The sequence below is a fragment of the Shinella sp. genome (genome assembly GCF_049651085.1).
Classification (GTDB): Bacteria; Pseudomonadota; Alphaproteobacteria; order Rhizobiales; family Rhizobiaceae; genus Shinella.
In genome coordinates, this window is record NZ_JBASBL010000027.1 from 596280 (window position 1) to 613764 (window position 17485).

Here is a 17485-nt window from a genome sequence, read left to right on the forward strand (position 1 = left end):
GGGGTGACTGCGTCGTTCGCTGCCGTGTTCGTGCGAGCGCCCCGATACACCGATTCTCCCTCGATACCTGCGAATCTCGGACCAGACATCATGGTAAAGGCTCTCGTTTCCTATCAGCGCTATGCAATTTTTCTCGGTTTTGGAGTGGCCGCTTTTGCTTCGCTCTGGGCCGCTCTGCAATATAGCGGCTGGTTCTTCATTCTTGCCGCGATCTGCGGCGCATTGTTCGGTCTCGGTCTGCACGACCTGCGCCAGCACAAGCATTCGATCCTGCGCAACTACCCGGTGGTCGGACATCTGCGCTTCATCCTGGAGAGCATCCGCCCGGAAATCCGCCAGTATATGATCGAGAGCGATAACGACGCCGTGCCATTCAATCGTCAGGATCGCGGCCTCGTCTACCAGCGCGCCAAGGGCGCTGAAGACAAGCGCCCCTTCGGAACCATCGAGAATGTCTACGGGTCCGGTTATGCGTGGCTCACTCACTCCGCAACGCCGGTCACGATCGCCGATACGGATTTCCGCGTGCGTGTCGGCGGCCCGGCCTGCAGGCAGCCATACGAGGCAAGCCTCTACAATATCTCGGCTATGAGCTTCGGCTCGCTATCGGCCAATGCCATCCTTGCCCTCAACAACGGCGCGCGCAAGGGCGGTTTCGCCCATGATACGGGTGAAGGCAGCATCAGCCGCTACCATCGCCAGGGCGGCGGCGACCTGATTTATCAGGTCGCATCGGGCTATTTCGGTTGCCGCGGCGACGATGGCGGGTTCTCGCCGGAAAAATTCGCCGTCCTTTCCGCCGATCCGCAGATCAAGATGATCGAGATCAAGCTGAGCCAGGGCGCAAAGCCCGGTCATGGCGGTATGTTGCCGGCCTCGAAGATCTCGCCCGAGATCGCTGAGGCGCGTGGTATTCCGATGGGGGTCGACTGTACGTCCCCTGCCGCGCACAGCACATTTTCGACGCCGATCGGCCTTATGCAGTTCGTCGGCCAGTTGCGCGAGCTTTCCGGCGGCAAGCCGGTGGGCTTCAAACTGTGTATCGGCCATCGGCGCGAATTCATGAGCATGGTCAAGGCCATGCTTCAGACCGGCATCGTTCCCGATTTCATCGTGGTCGATGGCGCGGAAGGCGGGACAGGGGCAGCCCCGGTCGAATTCGCGAACCGTGTCGGGATGCCGATGCTGGAAGGCCTCACCTTCGTTCACAACACGCTGCGCGGCGCGGGTATCCGCAGCCAGGTCAGGATCGGCGCGGCGGGCAAGATCGTCTCCGCTTTCGATATCGCCCGCACGCTGGCTCTCGGCGCGGACTGGTGCAACGCGGCGCGCGGCTTCATGTTCGCGATCGGCTGTATCCAGGCGCAGTCCTGCCATACGAACCAGTGCCCGGTCGGCATCGCCACGCAGGATCCCCTGCGCCAGCGCGCCATCGATGTCGGCGACAAGAGCGATCGCGTCGCCCGCTTCCATCGCAACACCATGCGGGCGCTGGGCGAGATCGCGGGCGCAGCCGGCCTCAGCAATCCCAGCGACTTCATGCCCTACCACTTCATGTTCCGGCAGAAGGACAACGAGTTCCTCGACGGCAATGAAGCCTATCCCTATCTTCCCGAGGGCTTCCTCGTGTCGGGCGGGGAAATCCCGGAGCTGGCCGACTGGCATGATCGCTGGGATCGCGCCGGCGCCGAAAGCTTTGCACCGCCGGAAATCCCGCATGGCCCGTTCCGCAGGCGCAAGGCCGCGTAAGGTTCCTGTCTGGCGCTACCCCGCCTTCGCAGCAAGTGACGCGATTTCCCGCAATTGCTGCGTGAGGCCGGGGACAGCGGCGGGAAAGGCGCCATCGAGCGCGGCGGTGCCGACGGTAAAGCCGGCGGCACGACCTTTCCTGACCGCCGCGATGCGTTCTGCCCGGTCGATCGAGCCCGCGACGATGACGGGCTTTTCCACGGCCGAACAGACGGCGGCGATCAATGCGGGAACATCGCAGGCGGCGCGGTAGGCAAGCAGGTCCAGTCCGTGCACGCCGTCACGGGCGGCAAGCGACCGGGCGCTGGCGGTGATCTCCTCGATGGACCCTTCAAGCACGCTCGGATGGCCGGTTACGCGGCCGGGGAAGGGGTAATATCGAATAGCGGTGTCCTTGAGGAGCGGCAGCACGTCATCGACATGGGTTCCCCCGAGTAGATAGTCGACACCTAGCTCGATGGCGGCCCGCACCGAGGCCACTTCGCTGTCGCGGTCGAATGACACCACTTCCAGATAGCTTTTCGCATCCGCGTTCCGGATGGCCCGATTGAGGCCGGCAAGCGCCTCGAAGGGCAGGCCGACATCCTTGAACCCGATATGACGCACGCCGGCGGCGAGCACGGAGGGAAGGTGATCCAGCGCGTCCGGGACCGTGCGGTCGTTGCGCGTCAGCATGCAGATGAAGTCGGGTCGGGCCATGGGCATTCTTTCCGGGCGTATGCTGTCCTTGCCGGCTGGCGGGGGCCGGGCTGGCGAACACGATGAGGAATCCGCGCGTGATGCTTATCGCTTTTTCCGGTTCGAGACAGGTGTTTTCCGCCGGATTTTTACAGGGCCTCAGGCTTCCTGAACCCCGCACCAGTCCGCTGCGAACAGGGCGAGGGTCTTGGTGACGCGGCGCAGCGAGGCAAGGCTGACACGCTCGTCGATGCCGTGGATGTTTTCCGCAATCGGGCCATAGACGAGCGAGGGTATATTGCCGTGCACCGAGAACACGGCCGCGTCGAGATAGCAGGCCATGACGTAGGACGGCAGTTCATTGCCCGCATGGATGGCCGCATGGGCGGCGCGAAGGCTCGCCTCGGCGTCGGTGCCCTCCGGCAGTTCATAGCCGGCATGCATCACGCCGACCCAGCTGAGGCTCACCAGTCGCTCGCTGGCGAAGGCGGGGTCTTCCGTCTGGATCCGATCGAGGAAGGCCTCGAATTCGGCGGCACGGACCTTGGGGTCCTCACCCGGATAAAAGCCGATCCGACCTTCCGCCGCGCAATCGCTCGGTATTGAGGCGATCCAGTCGCCGCCGCTGATTGTGCCCATCGTCAGGGCGACCGGATTGGCGATGTCGCGAAACAGCGGCTTGTCCTGCCGTTCGGCGATCCACTTCTGCTCGAGGCCGCGCAGATGCCCGATCAGCCGGATCATCAGGTCGATGGCGCTCTGTCCCGATTCCGGCTCGCGCGGATGGGCCGGGCGACCCTTGGTTTCCAGCCGGAACTTGATGACGCCGGCATTGGCGCGCACGAGTTGCTCGTCGGTCGGTTCGGGGCTGACAATGGCATCGGCGGTAAAGCCGAGCGCAAAGGCGGTCGCCGCGCCGTTGCCGGTGATTTCCTCCTCGACGACCGATTGCACCTGAACCTCGCCGCGCAGCGAAAGGCCGGCGGCGGCGATGGCGTCGAGCGCGAAGATGGAGGCGACGAGGCCGGCCTTCATGTCGCCCGCGCCACGGCCATAGAGCCAGTCGCCGTCGCGGAAGGGCTCGAAGGGCGGAGAGGTCCAGCGATGGTTGCTCCCCGCCGGAACCACATCGACATGGGAATTGAAGGCAAGCGACCTTCCGCCGGTGCCCGTCGCTGCCTTGCGGCCGACAACGTTCCAGCTTTCAGCATAATCCACCGTCGCGGGGGAGAAGGCCGGGTGCTCACCGATTTTGGAGGCATCGGTGCGGAAGCGGCTGACGTCATAGCCGCGCTCCTGCAGCGCCGCCTCGATGAAATCCTGTGCTGCCGCTTCCTCGTTGCGCAGCGACCGCAAGCCCACAAGTCTTTCCAGGAACCGAACCTGATCGTCGAAAAGCCGGTCGACGGCGGTGATGATTCGATCGTTTGGGGATGTCATGGCAAGCCTTGTCGAGAGAAGGAAGCGGTGCGGGGCAACGTAGCCGCTGCCCCGCCCATTGCAAGCCGGATCAGCCGAAAACGGCCTTCACCGCTTCAGCTGTCGCCTTCACCACGATATCCGCTTCTTCCTTCGTCAGGCACAGCGGCGGAGCGAAGCCGAGGATATCGCCTTGCGGCATGGCGCGGCCGACGACGCCGCGCTCCAGCAGGGCGGCGGAGACCTGCGGGCCGATCTTCCGGGCCGGATCGAAGAAGACGCGGTCGTCCCTGTCTTCCACGAATTCGACGGCGGCCATCAGGCCGTCGCCGCGCACTTCGCCGACATGCTTGTGGTCGCCGACGGCCTTGGCCAGTTCGGCGCGGAAATAGGCACCCGTCGAACCGGCATTTTCCACCAGGCCGAGTTCGTCGATGAGTTCCAGGTTGGCCACGCCGGCGGCGGCGCAGATCGGATGCGAGGAATAGGTCCAGCCATGGCCGATGGGGCCGAGTTCATCCGAGCCCTTCACCAGCACGTCCCAGACCTTGTCCGAGACGATGGTGCCGGACAGCGGCGCGTAGGCGGAGGTGAGGCCCTTGGCGATGGTGATCAGTGCCGGCTTCATGCCGTAATGGTCCGAGCCGAACATCGTGCCGAGGCGCCCGAAGCCCGTCACCACCTCGTCGGCGACGAGAAGGATGTCGTACTTGTCGAGCACGGCCTGGATCTTTCGCCAGTAGCCGTTCGGCGGCGGCACGATGCCGCCGGTGCCGAGGATCGGTTCACCGATGAAGGCGGCGACGGTGTCCGGCCCTTCGGCAAGGATCATTTCCTCCAGCTTGTCGGCGCAATATTGGGAGAACTGCTCCTCGTCCATCGAACGATCCGGGCGGCGGAAGAAATAGGGCGCTTCCGTATGGAGGATCGGCGCGCGCGGCAGGTCGAAGGCATTGTGGAAGACGTGAAGACCGGTCATCGAGCCGGTCATGATGCCCGAGCCGTGATAACCGCGCCAGCGCGAGATGATCTTCTTCTTTTCCGGCCGGCCGAGAATGTTGTTGTAGTACCAGATCAGCTTGATGTTGGTCTCGTTGGCATCGGAACCGGAAAGGCCGAAATAGACGCGGCTCATGCCTTCCGGCGCGCGGTCGATGATCATCTTGGTAAGCGTGATCGAGGCTTCCGTGCCGTGGCCGACGTAGGCGTGGTAATAAGCAAGGTTCTTGGCCTGCTCGGCGATGGCGTCGGCGATCTTCTGACGGCCATAGCCGACATTGACGCAATAGAGGCCGGCAAAGGCATCGAGGCTGGTCTTGCCGTTCGTGTCGGTAATATAGACGCCTTCACCGCCGTCGATGACGCGCGTCGGCGTCTCGCCGCGGGCATGCATGCCCATATGGGTGGAGGGGTGGAAGAAGTGATCGCGGTCCCAGGCGGTGAGTTCATTGCGTCTGTCGGACATGGTCTTTCCTTTCGGTATTTCGGTGCCCGGGATCAGGCAGCCGTGTCGATGCAGAGATATTTGAGTTCGGTGAAGGCCTCCATGCCGTGGCGCGAGCCCTCGCGGCCGAGGCCGGACTGTTTCCAGCCGCCGAAGGGGATCGGCCCGCCGGTGATCTTCACGCGGTTGATCGCCACCATGCCGTATTCCAGCGCGCGGGCAAGGCGCATCTGGCGTGCGCCGTTTTCCGTGACGACATAGGCGACGAGACCGTATTCGGTGTCGTTGGCGCGGGCGACCACTTCGGCCTCGCTGTCGAAGACGCTGACGGCGGCGACCGGGCCGAAGGTCTCCTCGTGCATGATCAGCGCGTCGTCGGCGACATCTGCCAGCAGCGTCGGTTCGAAGAACAGCGCGCCGGCCGCGTGGCGCTTGCCGCCGGTAAGAAGCCTTGCGCCACGCTTCAGCGCATCGGCGACCTGTTCTTCCACCTTGGCGATGGCGCGCTCATGCATCAGGGGACCGATCTCGACGTCTGCCTCAAGCCCGCCCCCGACCTTCAGTGCCTGGATGCGCGCCTTGAAGGCCTTGGTGAAGGCGGTGAGCACCGGGCGCTCGACATAGATGCGGTTGGCGGCGAGGCAATCCTGGCCGGAGGTCGCGAATTTGGCATTGACGGCGATGTCGGCGGCCCTGTCGATATCGGCATCGGCAAAGACGATCAGCGGCGCATGGCCGCCAAGCTCCATCACGAGGCGCTTCATGGTCGGCGCGCATTGGCCGGCGATCAGCTTGCCGATCTGCGTCGAGCCGGTGAAGCTGAGGGCCCGTACGCGAGCATCCGCATTCATCCGGCCGACGATGGTGGCGGCGTCCCCCGTCACCACGTTGAAGACGCCGGCGGGAAGGCCCGCCCGTTCGCCGAGTTCGGCAAGGGCAAGCGCCGAGAGCGGCGTTTCGCTGGAGGGGTGGGCAACGACCGTGCAGCCGGCGGCAAGCGCCGCGGCGGCCTTGCGGGTGATCATGGCGGACGGGAAGTTCCACGGGGTGACGATGCCGACAACGCCGAGCGCCTCGCGGCGCACGATCATTTCTGCGCCGGGCAGGTGGCTCGTAACACCTTCGGCATTGAGGCGCTTTCCTTCCTCGGCATACCACTCGATGAAGGAGGCGGCATAGTCGATCTCGCCGCGCGATTCGGCGAGCGGCTTGCCTTGTTCGAGTGTCATCAGCAGCGCGAGGTCTTCGCGCGCCTCCAGCATCAGCCCGTGCCATTTGCGCAGGATCGTGGCGCGCTGCTGCGGCAGCATGTCCCGCCAGGCCGGGAAGGCATTCGACGCGGCCGTGACCGCCTCCGCAGTCTGGTCGCCGTCGAGCGAGGCGACCCAGGCGAGCGTCGCCGAGGTGGCGGGATCGGTGACCTCGAAACTGTTGCCGTCGCGGCCCGCCACCCAGCGGCCACCGACATAGGAGAGACCACGCAGCAGGTGAGGGTCGGCGAGGCGCGTGAGCGCATCGTGGAACGTGGTCCGGGCGAATAGGGCGGTCATTGCGGCCTCCTCTGGCTGTGTGGAGGAAGTCTGCCAGAGGACGGGCGACAGATTGTCTATTGCCGGGGCAGGCCGCAGAGACATTGGCCAAATTCCCGGGCATCCGTAGACAATCTCTCTACCCGGAGGCGGGCAGGAGCGTCGCAAGCGGCAGCGCGATCTCCTCCTTCACCGTCTTGGTGACGATGTAGGTGAAGTAACGGTCGATGCCGAGTTCGCGATCGAGCAGGCTGTCGACGAGGCGCTGATAGGCGTCGATATCGGCCGCCATGATCTTCAGGATGTAATCGACGCCGCCGCCGACCGACCAGCAGGCGACGATTTCCGGCGTCACGGCCACGGCCCGCTCGAAACGGTCGAAATCGCTCTGCCGGTGGTTGGAGAGCGTCACCTCCATCATCACGCTGGCGACGGGGGCGACGCGCCGCACCGCGATGCGCGCATGATAGCCCGAGACGATGCCGGCCTTTTCCAGCTTGCGCAGGCGCAGCCAGCAGGGCGTCGGCGAGAGGCCCGCCTTTTCCGCCAGCGCCAGTTTGGTGATGCGACCATTCTCCTGGATCGCCTCCAGAATGCGCAGGTCAATGGCGTCGAGTTTCATAGAAGCGCACTCCGGGCGGAAATCATGTCAAGGCTTGGAAAAAGACAATGGAAAGGCATTTTGACGTTGTCAATTGAACTGAATTTGAGCAGTGTTGAAATCATGACAAGTTGGCGACCCGATATCTCCCAATTGCGCCGGCCGGCCTACCTCTCCCTGGCCGAGCAGATCGCCCGCGCCATCCAGGAAGGGTTGCTGCCGAACGGTACACGTCTTCTGCCGCATCGCAAGCTCGCTGACGACCTGAAACTTTCCGTGCAGACCGTCAGCCGGGCCTATGACGAGCTGATCCGGCGCGGTCTCATTTCCGGCGAGGTCGGCCGTGGTTCCTTCGTGCAGACCCGGCCGAAGGAGCCCGATCCACCCTATCTGCCGGAACGTCTCGGCGAACTGGTCGACCTGTCGATCCTCAAGCCGGTCTGCGAACAGCTCCATCTGGAGCGCATGCGCGAGGCCTTCGGGTGGCTTGCGGAAAATCTGCCGTCGAGTTCGGCGCTCTCCTTCAGGCCGAACATGGTTTTCCCGCGCCATCGGGCCGTCGGGGCCGAATGGCTGGCGCGCTGCGGCCTCGACATCTCGCCGCTCAACATCAACCTCACCAACGGCGCGACCTCGGGCATGACGGTGGCGCTGATGAGCGTCGCCCCGCCCGGCGCGACAGTCGCGACGGAGGCGATCAGCCATCACACGCTGGTGCCGCTTTCCTCCTATCTCGGCCTGCATCTCGAGGGTCTGCCGATCGACGACGACGGCATGATCCCGCAAGCGCTCGACGAAGCCTGCCGCACGGGCGTCATTCGCGCCGTCTTCCTGCAGCCCTCCGTCATCAATCCGACTGCAACGCTGATGAGCGCCGAGCGCCGGCAGGCGCTGGCGGAGGTCGCGCGGCGGCACGACATCGCGATCATCGAGAACGATATCCTCGGCCCGCTGGTGGAAAATCGGCCGCCGCCGCTGGCGGCCTATGCGCCGGAGCGCACGCTCTACATCACGAGTTTCACCAAGATCACGGTGCCGGGCCTGCGCATCGGCTATCTCACCGCGCCCGACCGCTATGTCGCGGCGGTCGCCAACCGGCACCTCGTCTCCAACTGGATAGCGACGCCCTCGATTGCCGAGATCGCCACGCGCTGGGTCAGCGACGGCACGGCCATGGAACTCGTCAACTGGCAGCGCGGGGCGCTGGCCCTGCGCCACGCCATCGCGCAGGAGGCCTTTGCGGGCCTGCCCTATCACACGCATCCGCAGAGCCTGCATGTCTGGCTGCCGCTGCCGGAGGGGCATACGGAGGAGGGCTTCGTTTCGCAGGCGCGCCTGCGGGGCGTCGCCATCGCGCCTGGTTCGTCTTTCCGCACCTGCGACCAGTCCTGGCACCCGGCGGTGCGCATCTCGCTCGGTTCCACGACCGAGCAGGAACTTCGCACCGGCCTCGGTATCCTGGCTTCGCTCGCCAGCGGAAATCCCGAGGCGCTGCTGCTCGCGATCTGAGAGAAATGCCTGCGAAAAGGGCACGGAAACAATAATTGTAATGATATTATTATTCGGATTGACATGATTTAGATCGCCGCGCATCGTTAGGCCTCACTGTCTCAACAGGGAGAGGCATGCATGGCCGCACCGATCATTCGCATCGACAACATCACCAAGCGCTACGGTGCCTTGACCGTGCTCGACGGGTTGTCGATGGAGGTGCTGCCGGGCGAAAAACTCGCCCTCATTGGCCCGTCCGGATCCGGCAAGACGACGATCCTGCGCATTCTGATGACGCTGGAGACGATCAGCGGCGGCCATATCGAGGTCGACGGCAGGCAGCTCTACCACATGCCGAAGAACGGCAGCCTCGTACCGGCGGACGACCGCCACCTGCACAGGATGCGCGAGAAGATCGGCATGGTCTTCCAGCACTTCAACCTCTTTCCGCACAAATGCGTTCTCGACAATGTCACGCTTGCGCCGATGCTGACCAAGGGCGTGGCGAAGGCGGCGGCCGAGGCGCGGGCGATGGAGCTTCTCGACATGGTGGGCCTCGCCGACAAGGCGAAGAACATGCCCGCCCAACTGTCCGGCGGACAGAAGCAGCGCGTCGCCATCGCCCGCGCGCTCGCACTTTCGCCCAAGATCATGCTGTTCGACGAGGTGACTTCGGCGCTCGACCCGGAACTGGTCGAGGAGGTGCTGAACGTCATGCGCAAGCTTGCCGCCGAGACCGACATGACCATGCTGCTCGTGACCCACGAGATGGGCTTTGCCCACGATTTTGCCGATCGCGTGCTCTTCTTCGACCGCGGCAAGATCGTCGAGGAAGGCAAGCCGGACGAGATTTTCCACAATCCCAGGCAGGAGCGCACACAGACCTTCCTGCGCAAGATCATCGCGGCAGGGCACCGCGTTTGAGTGGTTCGTCCGCTCGGAAACAAAGCCCCAAACAACAACCAAGGACAGCCAGAGGAGTTCGGAACAATGAGCATGAGGACGTTTTTGACCATGGCGGCCGGCGCGAGCGCGCTGATGGCAGCCGTCGCCGTCGCGCCGGCTTTTGCCGATGACAGCAAGCTGGAGGCGCTGAAGGAGCAGGGTTTCGCCCGTGTCGCCATCGCCAACGAACCGCCGTTCACGGCCGTCGCCGCCGATGGCAAGGTTTCGGGCGCCGCGCCCGATGTGGCGCGCGAAGTCTTCAAGCGCCTCGGCGTTGAGGACATTGTCGCTTCGATCTCGGAATATGGCGCGATGATCCCGGGCCTCCAGGCCGGGCGTCACGATGTCATCACCGCGGGCCTCTTCATGAAGCCGGAGCGTTGCGCGGCGGTCGCCTATTCCGAGCCGATCCTGTGTGACGCGGAAGCCTTCGCGCTGAAGAAGGGCAATCCGCTCGGGTTGAAGAGCTACAAGGACATTGCCGACAATCCGGATGCCAAGATCGGCGCGCCGGGCGGCGGCACGGAAGAGAAGCTGGCGCTCGAAGCCGGCGTGCCGCGCGATCGCGTCATCGTGGTGCCGGATGGTCAGAGCGGCCTGAAGATGCTGCAGGATGGGCGCATCGACGCCTATTCGCTGCCGGTTCTGTCGATCAACGACCTCGTTTCCAAGGCGAACGATCCGAATATCGAAGTGGTGGCCCCGGTCGAAGGTGCGCCGGTCTATTGCGACGGCGCGGCCTTCAAGAAGGGCAACGAGGCGCTGCGCGACGCCTTCGACGTCGAGCTTGCCAAGCTGAAGGAGTCCGGAGAGTTCGCCAAGCTCATCGAGCCTTACGGCTTCTCCGCGGCGGCGGCGATCTCGACGACCCGCGAAAAGCTCTGCGCGGCGCAGTAGAGCGGCGACCCCAACGTCGCGCACTCCCTTACCAAGGGAGTGCGCTATTCCAACTATTCTCGAACGGGAAGACGATGACCGACTGGTCCGGCTATATAGGGCTGATCCTGCAAGGGGCGCTCGTGACGCTTCAGCTTACCGTGATGGGCTCGGTGCTAGCCGTCGTCATGGCGTTTGTCGCCGGGCTCGGCCGCGTCAGCCGCTTCATGGCGGTCAGGGCGCTCGCCACCACCTATATCGAGTTCTTCCGGGGCACCTCGATCTTCGTCCAGCTCTTCTGGGTCTATTTCGTGCTGCCCTTTGCCGGCGTCACGCTCTCGCCGCTGCAGGCCGGCGTGCTGGCGCTCGGTCTCAATGTCGGGGCCTACGGGGCGGAGGTTGTGCGCGGTGCGGTCAAGGCCATCGGCCGGGAACAGCGCGAGGCATGCATTGCGCTGAACCTGACGCGCGGCCAGGCGATGCGCCACGTCATCCTGCCGCAGGCGTTGCCCCTGATGCTGCCGACATTCGGCAACAATGCGATCGAGCTTTTGAAGGGCACCGCCGTCGTCTCGCTGATCTCGCTGACCGACATGACCTTCCAGGCGCAGGTCGTGCGCGCCCAGACCGGCAGCACGCTGATCCCCTTCACGGTCATCCTCGTGCTCTATTTCCTGATGGCGCTCGCCATCTCCTACGGCATGCGCTGGCTGGAACGCCGGGTCACCCGCGGCCTCGACGGTGTGAGGACCTGACGATGGAATGGGACTGGAACTTCGTCTGGGAAATCATGCCGACCCTCCTGCAGGGCCTGAAGATCACGCTTCTGGCCACCTTGCTCGGTGCCGCCGTCGCGGCGGTCGTCGGTCTCGTCTTTGCGATCCTGCGCATGACCGCGCCGAAGCCGATTGCCAGGGTGACGGGCTTCATCGTCGAGTTCATTCGCGGCACGCCGCTGCTCGTGCAGCTCTATTTCATCTTCTTCGTGCTGCCGGATATCGGCATCCGCCTGCCGGCGCTGCTCGCCGGTGTCATCGGCCTCGGCCTGCACTACGGCACCTATGCGGCTGAGGTCTATCGCGCCGGCATCCAGAACGTGCCGCGCGGCCAGTGGGAGGCGGCCAAGGCGACGAACCTCACGGGCCGACAGACCTGGATCCATGTGATCCTGCCGCAGGCGATCCCGCCGATGATTCCGGCGCTCGCCAACTATCTCATCGCCATGTTCAAGGAGACGCCGCTGCTTTCTGCCATCACGGTGCTCGAACTGATGAACCAGGCCAAAATCGTGGCCAACAGCAGCTACCGCTATATCGAGCCGATGACGCTGGTTGGGGTGTTCTTCCTGATCATGAGCCTGATCTCCGTCGTCTTCCTGCGCTGGCTGGAGGAACGCTACGCCCGCGTGGAGGAACGCTGATGAAGACGCTCGACCTTTCCCTTGCCTCCCGCGCTCCGAAGCTGGACGACCGTCCGCTGGCAAAGCGCATCGGCCTCATCATCCTTGCGACAGACCATACGACGGAAGTCGACTTCCAGCGCATGGTTGCAAGCGACCGCATCGGCGTCTACGCGACCCGCATCCCCTATGCCAATCCGGTGACGCCGGAGAACCTGCGGGCCATGCAGCCCTCGCTGACATCCGGCGCGGCGCTCATCCTGCCGGACGAGCCGCTCGACGTCGTCATGTATTCCTGCACCTCCGCCTCCGTTGTCATCGGTAATGGGCAGGTGACGGCGGCGGTGAAGGCCGCCAAGCCGACGGCCGCCGTCGTGACGCCGACCGCCGCGGCGGTTTCCGGCCTCAAGGCGCTCGGCGCAAGACGCATTTCCGTGCTGACGCCCTATACGCTCGAAACCAGCAGGCCGATGGCCCACTATTTCGAAGGTCTCGGCTTCGACATCGCCCGCTTCACCTGCCTTGGTCTCACCGATGACCGCGACATGGCGCGCATTTCCCTGTCCGAGATCGTCGCCTTCGCGAAGGAAGCGATGGCGCCGGATTCTGACGCGCTCTTCATCTCCTGCACGGCGGTGCGGGCGGCGGGCGTCGCGGCTAAGATCGAGGCGGCCATCGGCAAGCCGGTCGTCACCAGCAATCTCGCCACCGCCTGGGCCTGCCTGCGCCTTTGCGGCGATGCGACCGCAAGGCCTGAGCTCGGCCGGCTGATGACGCTTGTCTATCCGGGTCTGTAAGTCATGGCGAACGAAACCCTTCCCGTGACATTAGCGGATATCGAAGTGGCAGCCCGGCGCATCGAAGGGCGCGTCCTGCGCACGCCCTTCACGCTCTCGCCGTCGCTCACCGAACGCTGCGGCGTGCCGGTCGGCCTGAAGCTCGAACACCATCAGACGACCGGCAGCTTCAAGCTGCGCGGCGCGACGAATGCGGTGCTGTCGCTCTCGTCGGATGAGCGGGCGCGAGGCGTTGTGGCGGCATCGACGGGCAATCACGGCCGGGCGCTCGCCCATGCCGCCAAGGCAGAAGGATCGCTTGCGACGATCTGCATGTCGCGGCTGGTGCCGGAAAACAAGGTGGCGGAAATCCGCCGGCTCGGCGCGAAGGTCCGCATCGTCGGCCGGTCGCAGGACGAAGCGCAGCTGGAGGCCGATCGTCTGGTCGCTGAGGACGGCCTCGTCATGGTGCCGCCTTTCGACAACACCGCCGTCGTGGCGGGGCAGGGTACGCTCGGGCTGGAGATTGTCGATGTTATGCCCGATGTCGCGACCGTGCTCGTGCCGCTCTCCGGCGGCGGGCTGGCGGCGGGCGTTGCGGCGGCGGTCAAGGGCCGCCTGCCGAAGGCCCGCGTGATCGGCCTCACCATGGAGCGCGGCGCGGCGATGATGGCGAGCCTCGAAGCTGGCCGGCCGGTGCAGGTGGAGGAAGTGGCGAGCCTTGCCGATTCCCTTGGCGGCGGCATCGGTCTCGCCAATGCCGTGACCTTCGCCATGTGCCGCGCCCTGCTCGACGATGTGATCCTGCTTTCCGAGGAAGAGATCGCCGCCGGCATGCGCCATGCCTATACGCAAGAGCGTGAGGTGATCGAAGGCGCGGGAGCGGTCGGCATCGCGGCGCTGCTGTCCGGCCGGCTCGGACGGCTGGAAGGACCCGTCGCCGTCATCCTGTCCGGCCGCAACGTGGACATGCGCCTGCACCGGCGGGCCATCAATGGCGAGACCGATCCGTTTGCGGAGGACGCGGCATGACGAAGATGAAAATCCTCACCGAGGCGGAACTGCGGCGCATCGTGCCGCTCGACCTCGAGGCGATCTCCTGCGTGGAGGATGCCTTCCATGCGCTTGCCACCAAGGCGGTCGCCATGCCGCCGATCCTGCGGGTCGACATGCCCGAGCAGCGGGGCGAGGTGGATGTGAAGACCGCCTATGTGCCCGGCCTCGACGGTTTTGCTATCAAGATCAGCCCCGGCTTCTTCGACAATCCGAAGATCGGCCTGCCGAGCACCAACGGCCTGATGGTGCTGTTCTCGACGAAGACCGGCCTCGTGCAGGCCGTGCTGCTCGACAACGGCTACCTGACGGACGTGCGCACGGCCGCCGCCGGAGCGGTTGCGGCCCGGCACCTGTCGTGGCCGGATGCTTCCGTCGCCGCTATTTTCGGCGCGGGCATGCAGGCGAAGTTGCAGCTTGAAGCCCTGAGCCTCGTGCGCCCCATCCGCGAGGCCCGTATCTGGGCGCGCGATGTCGCGAAGGCTGAAGCGGCGGCCGAGGAGCTGACGGAGAAGCTCGGCTTTGCCGTTCGCGCGGAGGCGGATGGCCGTGCGGCGGTCGATGGCGCCGACATCATCGTCACCACCACGCCTTCCGAAACGCCGATCCTCAAGGCCGAATGGCTCCGGCCCGGCCAGCATGTCACCGCGATGGGCTCGGATGCCGAGCACAAGAACGAGATCGAGCCCGCTATCATCACCGGCGCCGGGCTCTATGTCGCCGACAGCCTCCGGCAGACGCGCCTGCTCGGCGAGCTGCACCATGCGATTGCGGCCGGCCTCGTGACGGAGGGAACAGGCTTTCCAGAGCTCGGCGAGATCATCGCCGGGCGCAAACCGGGCCGCACCGGCCCCGAGCAGATCACCGTGGCGGATCTCACCGGCACGGGCATCCAGGATACGGCCATCGCAACCCTTGCCGCCGCCCGCGCGGCCGCAACGGATGCCGGCACGACCTTCGAGAGTTGAGACCGGCTTCTCGCCGGGTATAGAGGAAAATAGAATGAAACAAGCGAACCTGAAGTTCTCACTTCCGGAGTATGAAGCGCGCCTTGAGAAGACGCGCAAAGCCATGGAAGCCAAGGGCATCGACGTGCTGATCTGCAGCGATCCGTCGAACATGAACTGGCTGACGGGCTATGACGGCTGGTCGTTCTACGTGCACCAGTGCGTCGTCGTGCCGCCGACGGGCGAGCCGATCTGGTACGGCCGCGGGCAGGACGCCAACGGTGCCAAGTTCACCGCCTATCTGAAGCATGAGAACATCATCGGCTATCCCGATCATTACGTTCAATCCACCGAGCGTCACCCGATGGACTATCTCTCGGCCAAGCTTGCCGAGCGCGGCCTCGACAAGCTCACGATCGGCGTCGAGATGGACAATTACTGGTTCTCCGCGGCCGCCTTCGCCTCGCTCACGAAGCACCTGCCGAATGCCCGCTTCGTCGATGCCACCGCGCTCGTCAACTGGCAGCGCGCGGTCAAGAGCGAGACGGAAATCAGGTACATGCGCAACGCGGCGCGCATCGTAGAAAAGATGCACCAGCGCATCTTCGACAAGATCGAGGTCGGCATGCGCAAATGCGATCTCGTGGCGGAAATCTACGATGCCGGCACGCGCGGTGTGGAAGGCATCGGCGGCGATTATCCGGCGATCGTGCCTCTGCTGCCGTCCGGCGTCGAGGCGTCCGCACCGCATCTCACCTGGGACGACCGGCCGATGAAATCGGGTGAAGGCACGTTCTTCGAGATCGCCGGCTGCTACCACCGCTACCACGTGCCGCTGTCACGCACCGTCTTCCTCGGCAAGCCGACGCAGGCCTTCCTCGATGCGGAGAAGGCGACGCTCGAAGGCATGGAGGCGGGGCTTGCGGTCGCCAAACCCGGCAACACCTGCGAGGACATCGCCAACGCCTTCTTCGCGGTGCTCAAGAAGTACGGCATCGTCAAGGACAACCGCACCGGCTACGGCATCGGCGTCTCCTATCCGCCGGACTGGGGCGAGCGCACCATGAGCCTCCGTCCCGGCGACAGGAGTGAGCTGAAGCCCGGCATGACCTTCCACTTCATGACTGGCCTCTGGCTGGAGGACATGGGCTTCGAGACGACGGAAAGCATCCTGATCACGGAAACCGGCGTTGAATGCCTGGCTGACGTGCCGCGCAAGCTTCTCGTGAAGGATTGAGCCATGACGGAACGCACCCTGCGCCCGTCGCCGATCACCCCCACGGTCGATTTTTCGGCCGAAGGCGTGCAGCACGGCTTCCTGCGCCTGCCCTATAGCCGCGACGATTCCGCCTGGGGCTCGGTGATGATCCCGGTGACGGTGGTCAAGAACGGGGAGGGGCCGACGGCCCTTCTCACCGGCGGCAACCATGGTGACGAATATGAGGGGCCGATCGCACTGTTCGATCTCGCGCGCACGCTGAAGGCGGAGGATGTTTCCGGCCGCGTCATCATCGTGCCGGCGATGAATTACCCGGCCTTCCTTGCCGGCACGCGCACCTCGCCGATCGACAGGGGCAACATGAACCGCAGCTTTCCGGGCGCACCGGATGGCACGGTCACGCCCAAGATCGCCGACTATTTCCAGCGCACACTGCTGCCGCTTGCCGATATCGTTCTCGACTTTCATTCGGGCGGCAAGACGCTGGATTTCCTGCCCTTCTGCGCCGCGCACATCCTGCCCGACAAGGCGCAGGAGGCGAGGGCCTTCGATCTCGTCAGCGCCTTCGGCGCGCCCTGGTCGATGAAGATGCTGGAGATCGATGCAGTCGGCATGTACGACACGGCGGCCGAGGAAATGGGCAAGATCTTCATCACCACCGAACTGGGCGGTGGCGGCACGGCGACGGCAAAGAGCGCGGGCATCGCCAGGACGGGCGTTGCGAACGTGCTGAAGGCGGCGGGTATCCTCAAAGGCGCGGTCGCGGCGGCGAAGACCATCTGGCTCGATATGCCGGATGGCAACTGCTTCTCCTTCGCCGAGGATGGCGGGCTGATCGAGCCGCTGTTCGACCTCGGCGATGCGGTGAAGAGCGGTGAGGTCGTTGCCCGCATCTATCCGCTGGGGCGCACGGGCGCGGCGCCGCTGGAGGTGAAGGCCAGGATGGACGGCATCCTTGCCGCCCGGCATTTCCCGGGCCTCGTCAAACCCGGCGACTGCGTCAGCGTGCTGGCCGCCATCGTCGCATGATCGCGAGGGCTGGCGGGCCGCCCGGTTGAACGAGGCCGAAGCCTCTCTGTCTCAATGGCGGCGCGTGTGCATTGCTGCCGGCATGTCGGCCGGCGTGATCCAGACGCGGCCGTCGAAGGCGAGTTCGCCGCCGTCGAGCTTGCGGCTGGCGATCGTCTCGATCAGGCCGAGCTTGGACGAGACATCGCCGATCGCGCCGTCGTTCACCACGCAGACCACCTGGCAGGTGCTGCCGTCACGCATGACGAGCAACGTGTGATGATTGTTGCGCACGATCTTGTCCGGTACCGTGATGAGCCTCATGGGTCTCTTCTCTCTTCCACATCATGG

At 64.8% G+C, this 17485-nt stretch carries 17 protein-coding genes; 11 read left to right on the forward strand and 6 right to left on the reverse strand.

Annotated elements, in window-relative coordinates; translation table 11 throughout:
• Positions 1-90: 90 nt before the first annotated feature.
• The gene (locus WA950_RS20125) at positions 91-1749 is read left to right on the forward strand and encodes an FMN-binding glutamate synthase family protein (protein ID WP_424553498.1); all 1659 of its coding nucleotides are present in this window, start codon (positions 91-93) and stop codon (positions 1747-1749) included.
• A gap of 15 nt (positions 1750-1764) precedes the next feature.
• Here WA950_RS20125 and WA950_RS20130 read toward each other — a convergent pair whose 3' ends face one another.
• From WA950_RS20130 to WA950_RS20150, 5 genes are all read right to left on the reverse strand, one after another.
• Positions 1765-2448 carry a 4-hydroxythreonine-4-phosphate dehydrogenase gene (locus WA950_RS20130; protein WP_424553499.1) on the reverse strand — a complete coding sequence of 228 codons (684 nt, stop codon included), beginning with the start codon at positions 2446-2448 and terminating at the stop codon, positions 1765-1767.
• Between the two features lie 138 nt (positions 2449-2586).
• On the reverse strand, positions 2587-3867 hold the full coding sequence (locus WA950_RS20135) for an ArgE/DapE family deacylase (RefSeq protein WP_424553500.1): 1281 nt from the start codon (positions 3865-3867) through the stop codon (positions 2587-2589).
• Positions 3868-3937: 70 nt separating this feature from the next.
• Positions 3938-5311, reverse strand: coding sequence for an aspartate aminotransferase family protein (locus WA950_RS20140; protein WP_424553501.1), 1374 nt, complete (start codon positions 5309-5311; stop codon positions 3938-3940).
• Positions 5312-5343: 32 nt separating this feature from the next.
• Positions 5344-6840, reverse strand: coding sequence for an NAD-dependent succinate-semialdehyde dehydrogenase (locus WA950_RS20145; protein WP_424553502.1), 1497 nt, complete (start codon positions 6838-6840; stop codon positions 5344-5346).
• A gap of 118 nt (positions 6841-6958) precedes the next feature.
• Positions 6959-7441, reverse strand: coding sequence for an Lrp/AsnC family transcriptional regulator (locus WA950_RS20150; protein WP_424553503.1), 483 nt, complete (start codon positions 7439-7441; stop codon positions 6959-6961).
• Positions 7442-7507: 66 nt separating this feature from the next.
• On the opposite strand from WA950_RS20150, the gene WA950_RS20155 reads away from it, so the two are divergent.
• The 10 genes from WA950_RS20155 (at position 7508) to doeB (ending at position 17155) form a co-directional block, all read left to right on the forward strand.
• Positions 7508-8929 carry a PLP-dependent aminotransferase family protein gene (locus tag WA950_RS20155; protein WP_424553608.1) on the forward strand — a complete coding sequence of 474 codons (1422 nt, stop codon included), beginning with the start codon at positions 7508-7510 and terminating at the stop codon, positions 8927-8929.
• Between the two features lie 120 nt (positions 8930-9049).
• The gene (ehuA, locus tag WA950_RS20160; protein ID WP_424553504.1) at positions 9050-9835 is read left to right on the forward strand and encodes an ectoine/hydroxyectoine ABC transporter ATP-binding protein EhuA; all 786 of its coding nucleotides are present in this window, start codon (positions 9050-9052) and stop codon (positions 9833-9835) included.
• Between the two features lie 72 nt (positions 9836-9907).
• Positions 9908-10753 carry an ectoine/hydroxyectoine ABC transporter substrate-binding protein EhuB gene (gene ehuB / locus WA950_RS20165; RefSeq protein ID WP_424553505.1) on the forward strand — a complete coding sequence of 282 codons (846 nt, stop codon included), beginning with the start codon at positions 9908-9910 and terminating at the stop codon, positions 10751-10753.
• A 74-nt stretch (positions 10754-10827) separates the two neighbouring features.
• The gene (ehuC, locus tag WA950_RS20170; RefSeq protein ID WP_424553506.1) at positions 10828-11487 is read left to right on the forward strand and encodes an ectoine/hydroxyectoine ABC transporter permease subunit EhuC; all 660 of its coding nucleotides are present in this window, start codon (positions 10828-10830) and stop codon (positions 11485-11487) included.
• A 2-nt stretch (positions 11488-11489) separates the two neighbouring features.
• A complete protein-coding gene (ehuD, locus tag WA950_RS20175; protein ID WP_424553507.1) occupies positions 11490-12152 on the forward strand; it encodes an ectoine/hydroxyectoine ABC transporter permease subunit EhuD in 663 nt (220 codons plus the stop codon).
• Positions 12152-12928 carry an ectoine utilization protein EutA gene (eutA, locus tag WA950_RS20180; protein ID WP_424553508.1) on the forward strand — a complete coding sequence of 259 codons (777 nt, stop codon included), beginning with the start codon at positions 12152-12154 and terminating at the stop codon, positions 12926-12928. Before ehuD ends, eutA begins: the two co-directional genes overlap by 1 nt.
• A gap of 3 nt (positions 12929-12931) precedes the next feature.
• On the forward strand, positions 12932-13939 hold the full coding sequence (gene eutB, locus WA950_RS20185) for a hydroxyectoine utilization dehydratase EutB (RefSeq protein WP_424553509.1): 1008 nt from the start codon (positions 12932-12934) through the stop codon (positions 13937-13939).
• Complete coding sequence (eutC, locus tag WA950_RS20190; RefSeq protein WP_424553510.1) at positions 13936-14928, forward strand: ectoine utilization protein EutC; 993 nt, start codon at positions 13936-13938, stop codon at positions 14926-14928. The genes eutB and eutC overlap by 4 nt, the downstream gene beginning before the upstream one ends.
• A gap of 34 nt (positions 14929-14962) precedes the next feature.
• Complete coding sequence (gene doeA, locus WA950_RS20195; protein WP_424553511.1) at positions 14963-16144, forward strand: ectoine hydrolase DoeA; 1182 nt, start codon at positions 14963-14965, stop codon at positions 16142-16144.
• 3 nt (positions 16145-16147) lie between these two features.
• Positions 16148-17155, forward strand: coding sequence for a N(2)-acetyl-L-2,4-diaminobutanoate deacetylase DoeB (gene doeB, locus WA950_RS20200; RefSeq protein WP_424553512.1), 1008 nt, complete (start codon positions 16148-16150; stop codon positions 17153-17155).
• Between the two features lie 51 nt (positions 17156-17206).
• Here the strand turns inward: doeB and WA950_RS20205 are convergent, their stop codons facing one another.
• On the reverse strand, positions 17207-17458 hold the full coding sequence (locus WA950_RS20205; RefSeq protein ID WP_424553513.1) for a hypothetical protein: 252 nt from the start codon (positions 17456-17458) through the stop codon (positions 17207-17209).
• Between the last annotated feature and the right edge of the window lie 27 nt (positions 17459-17485).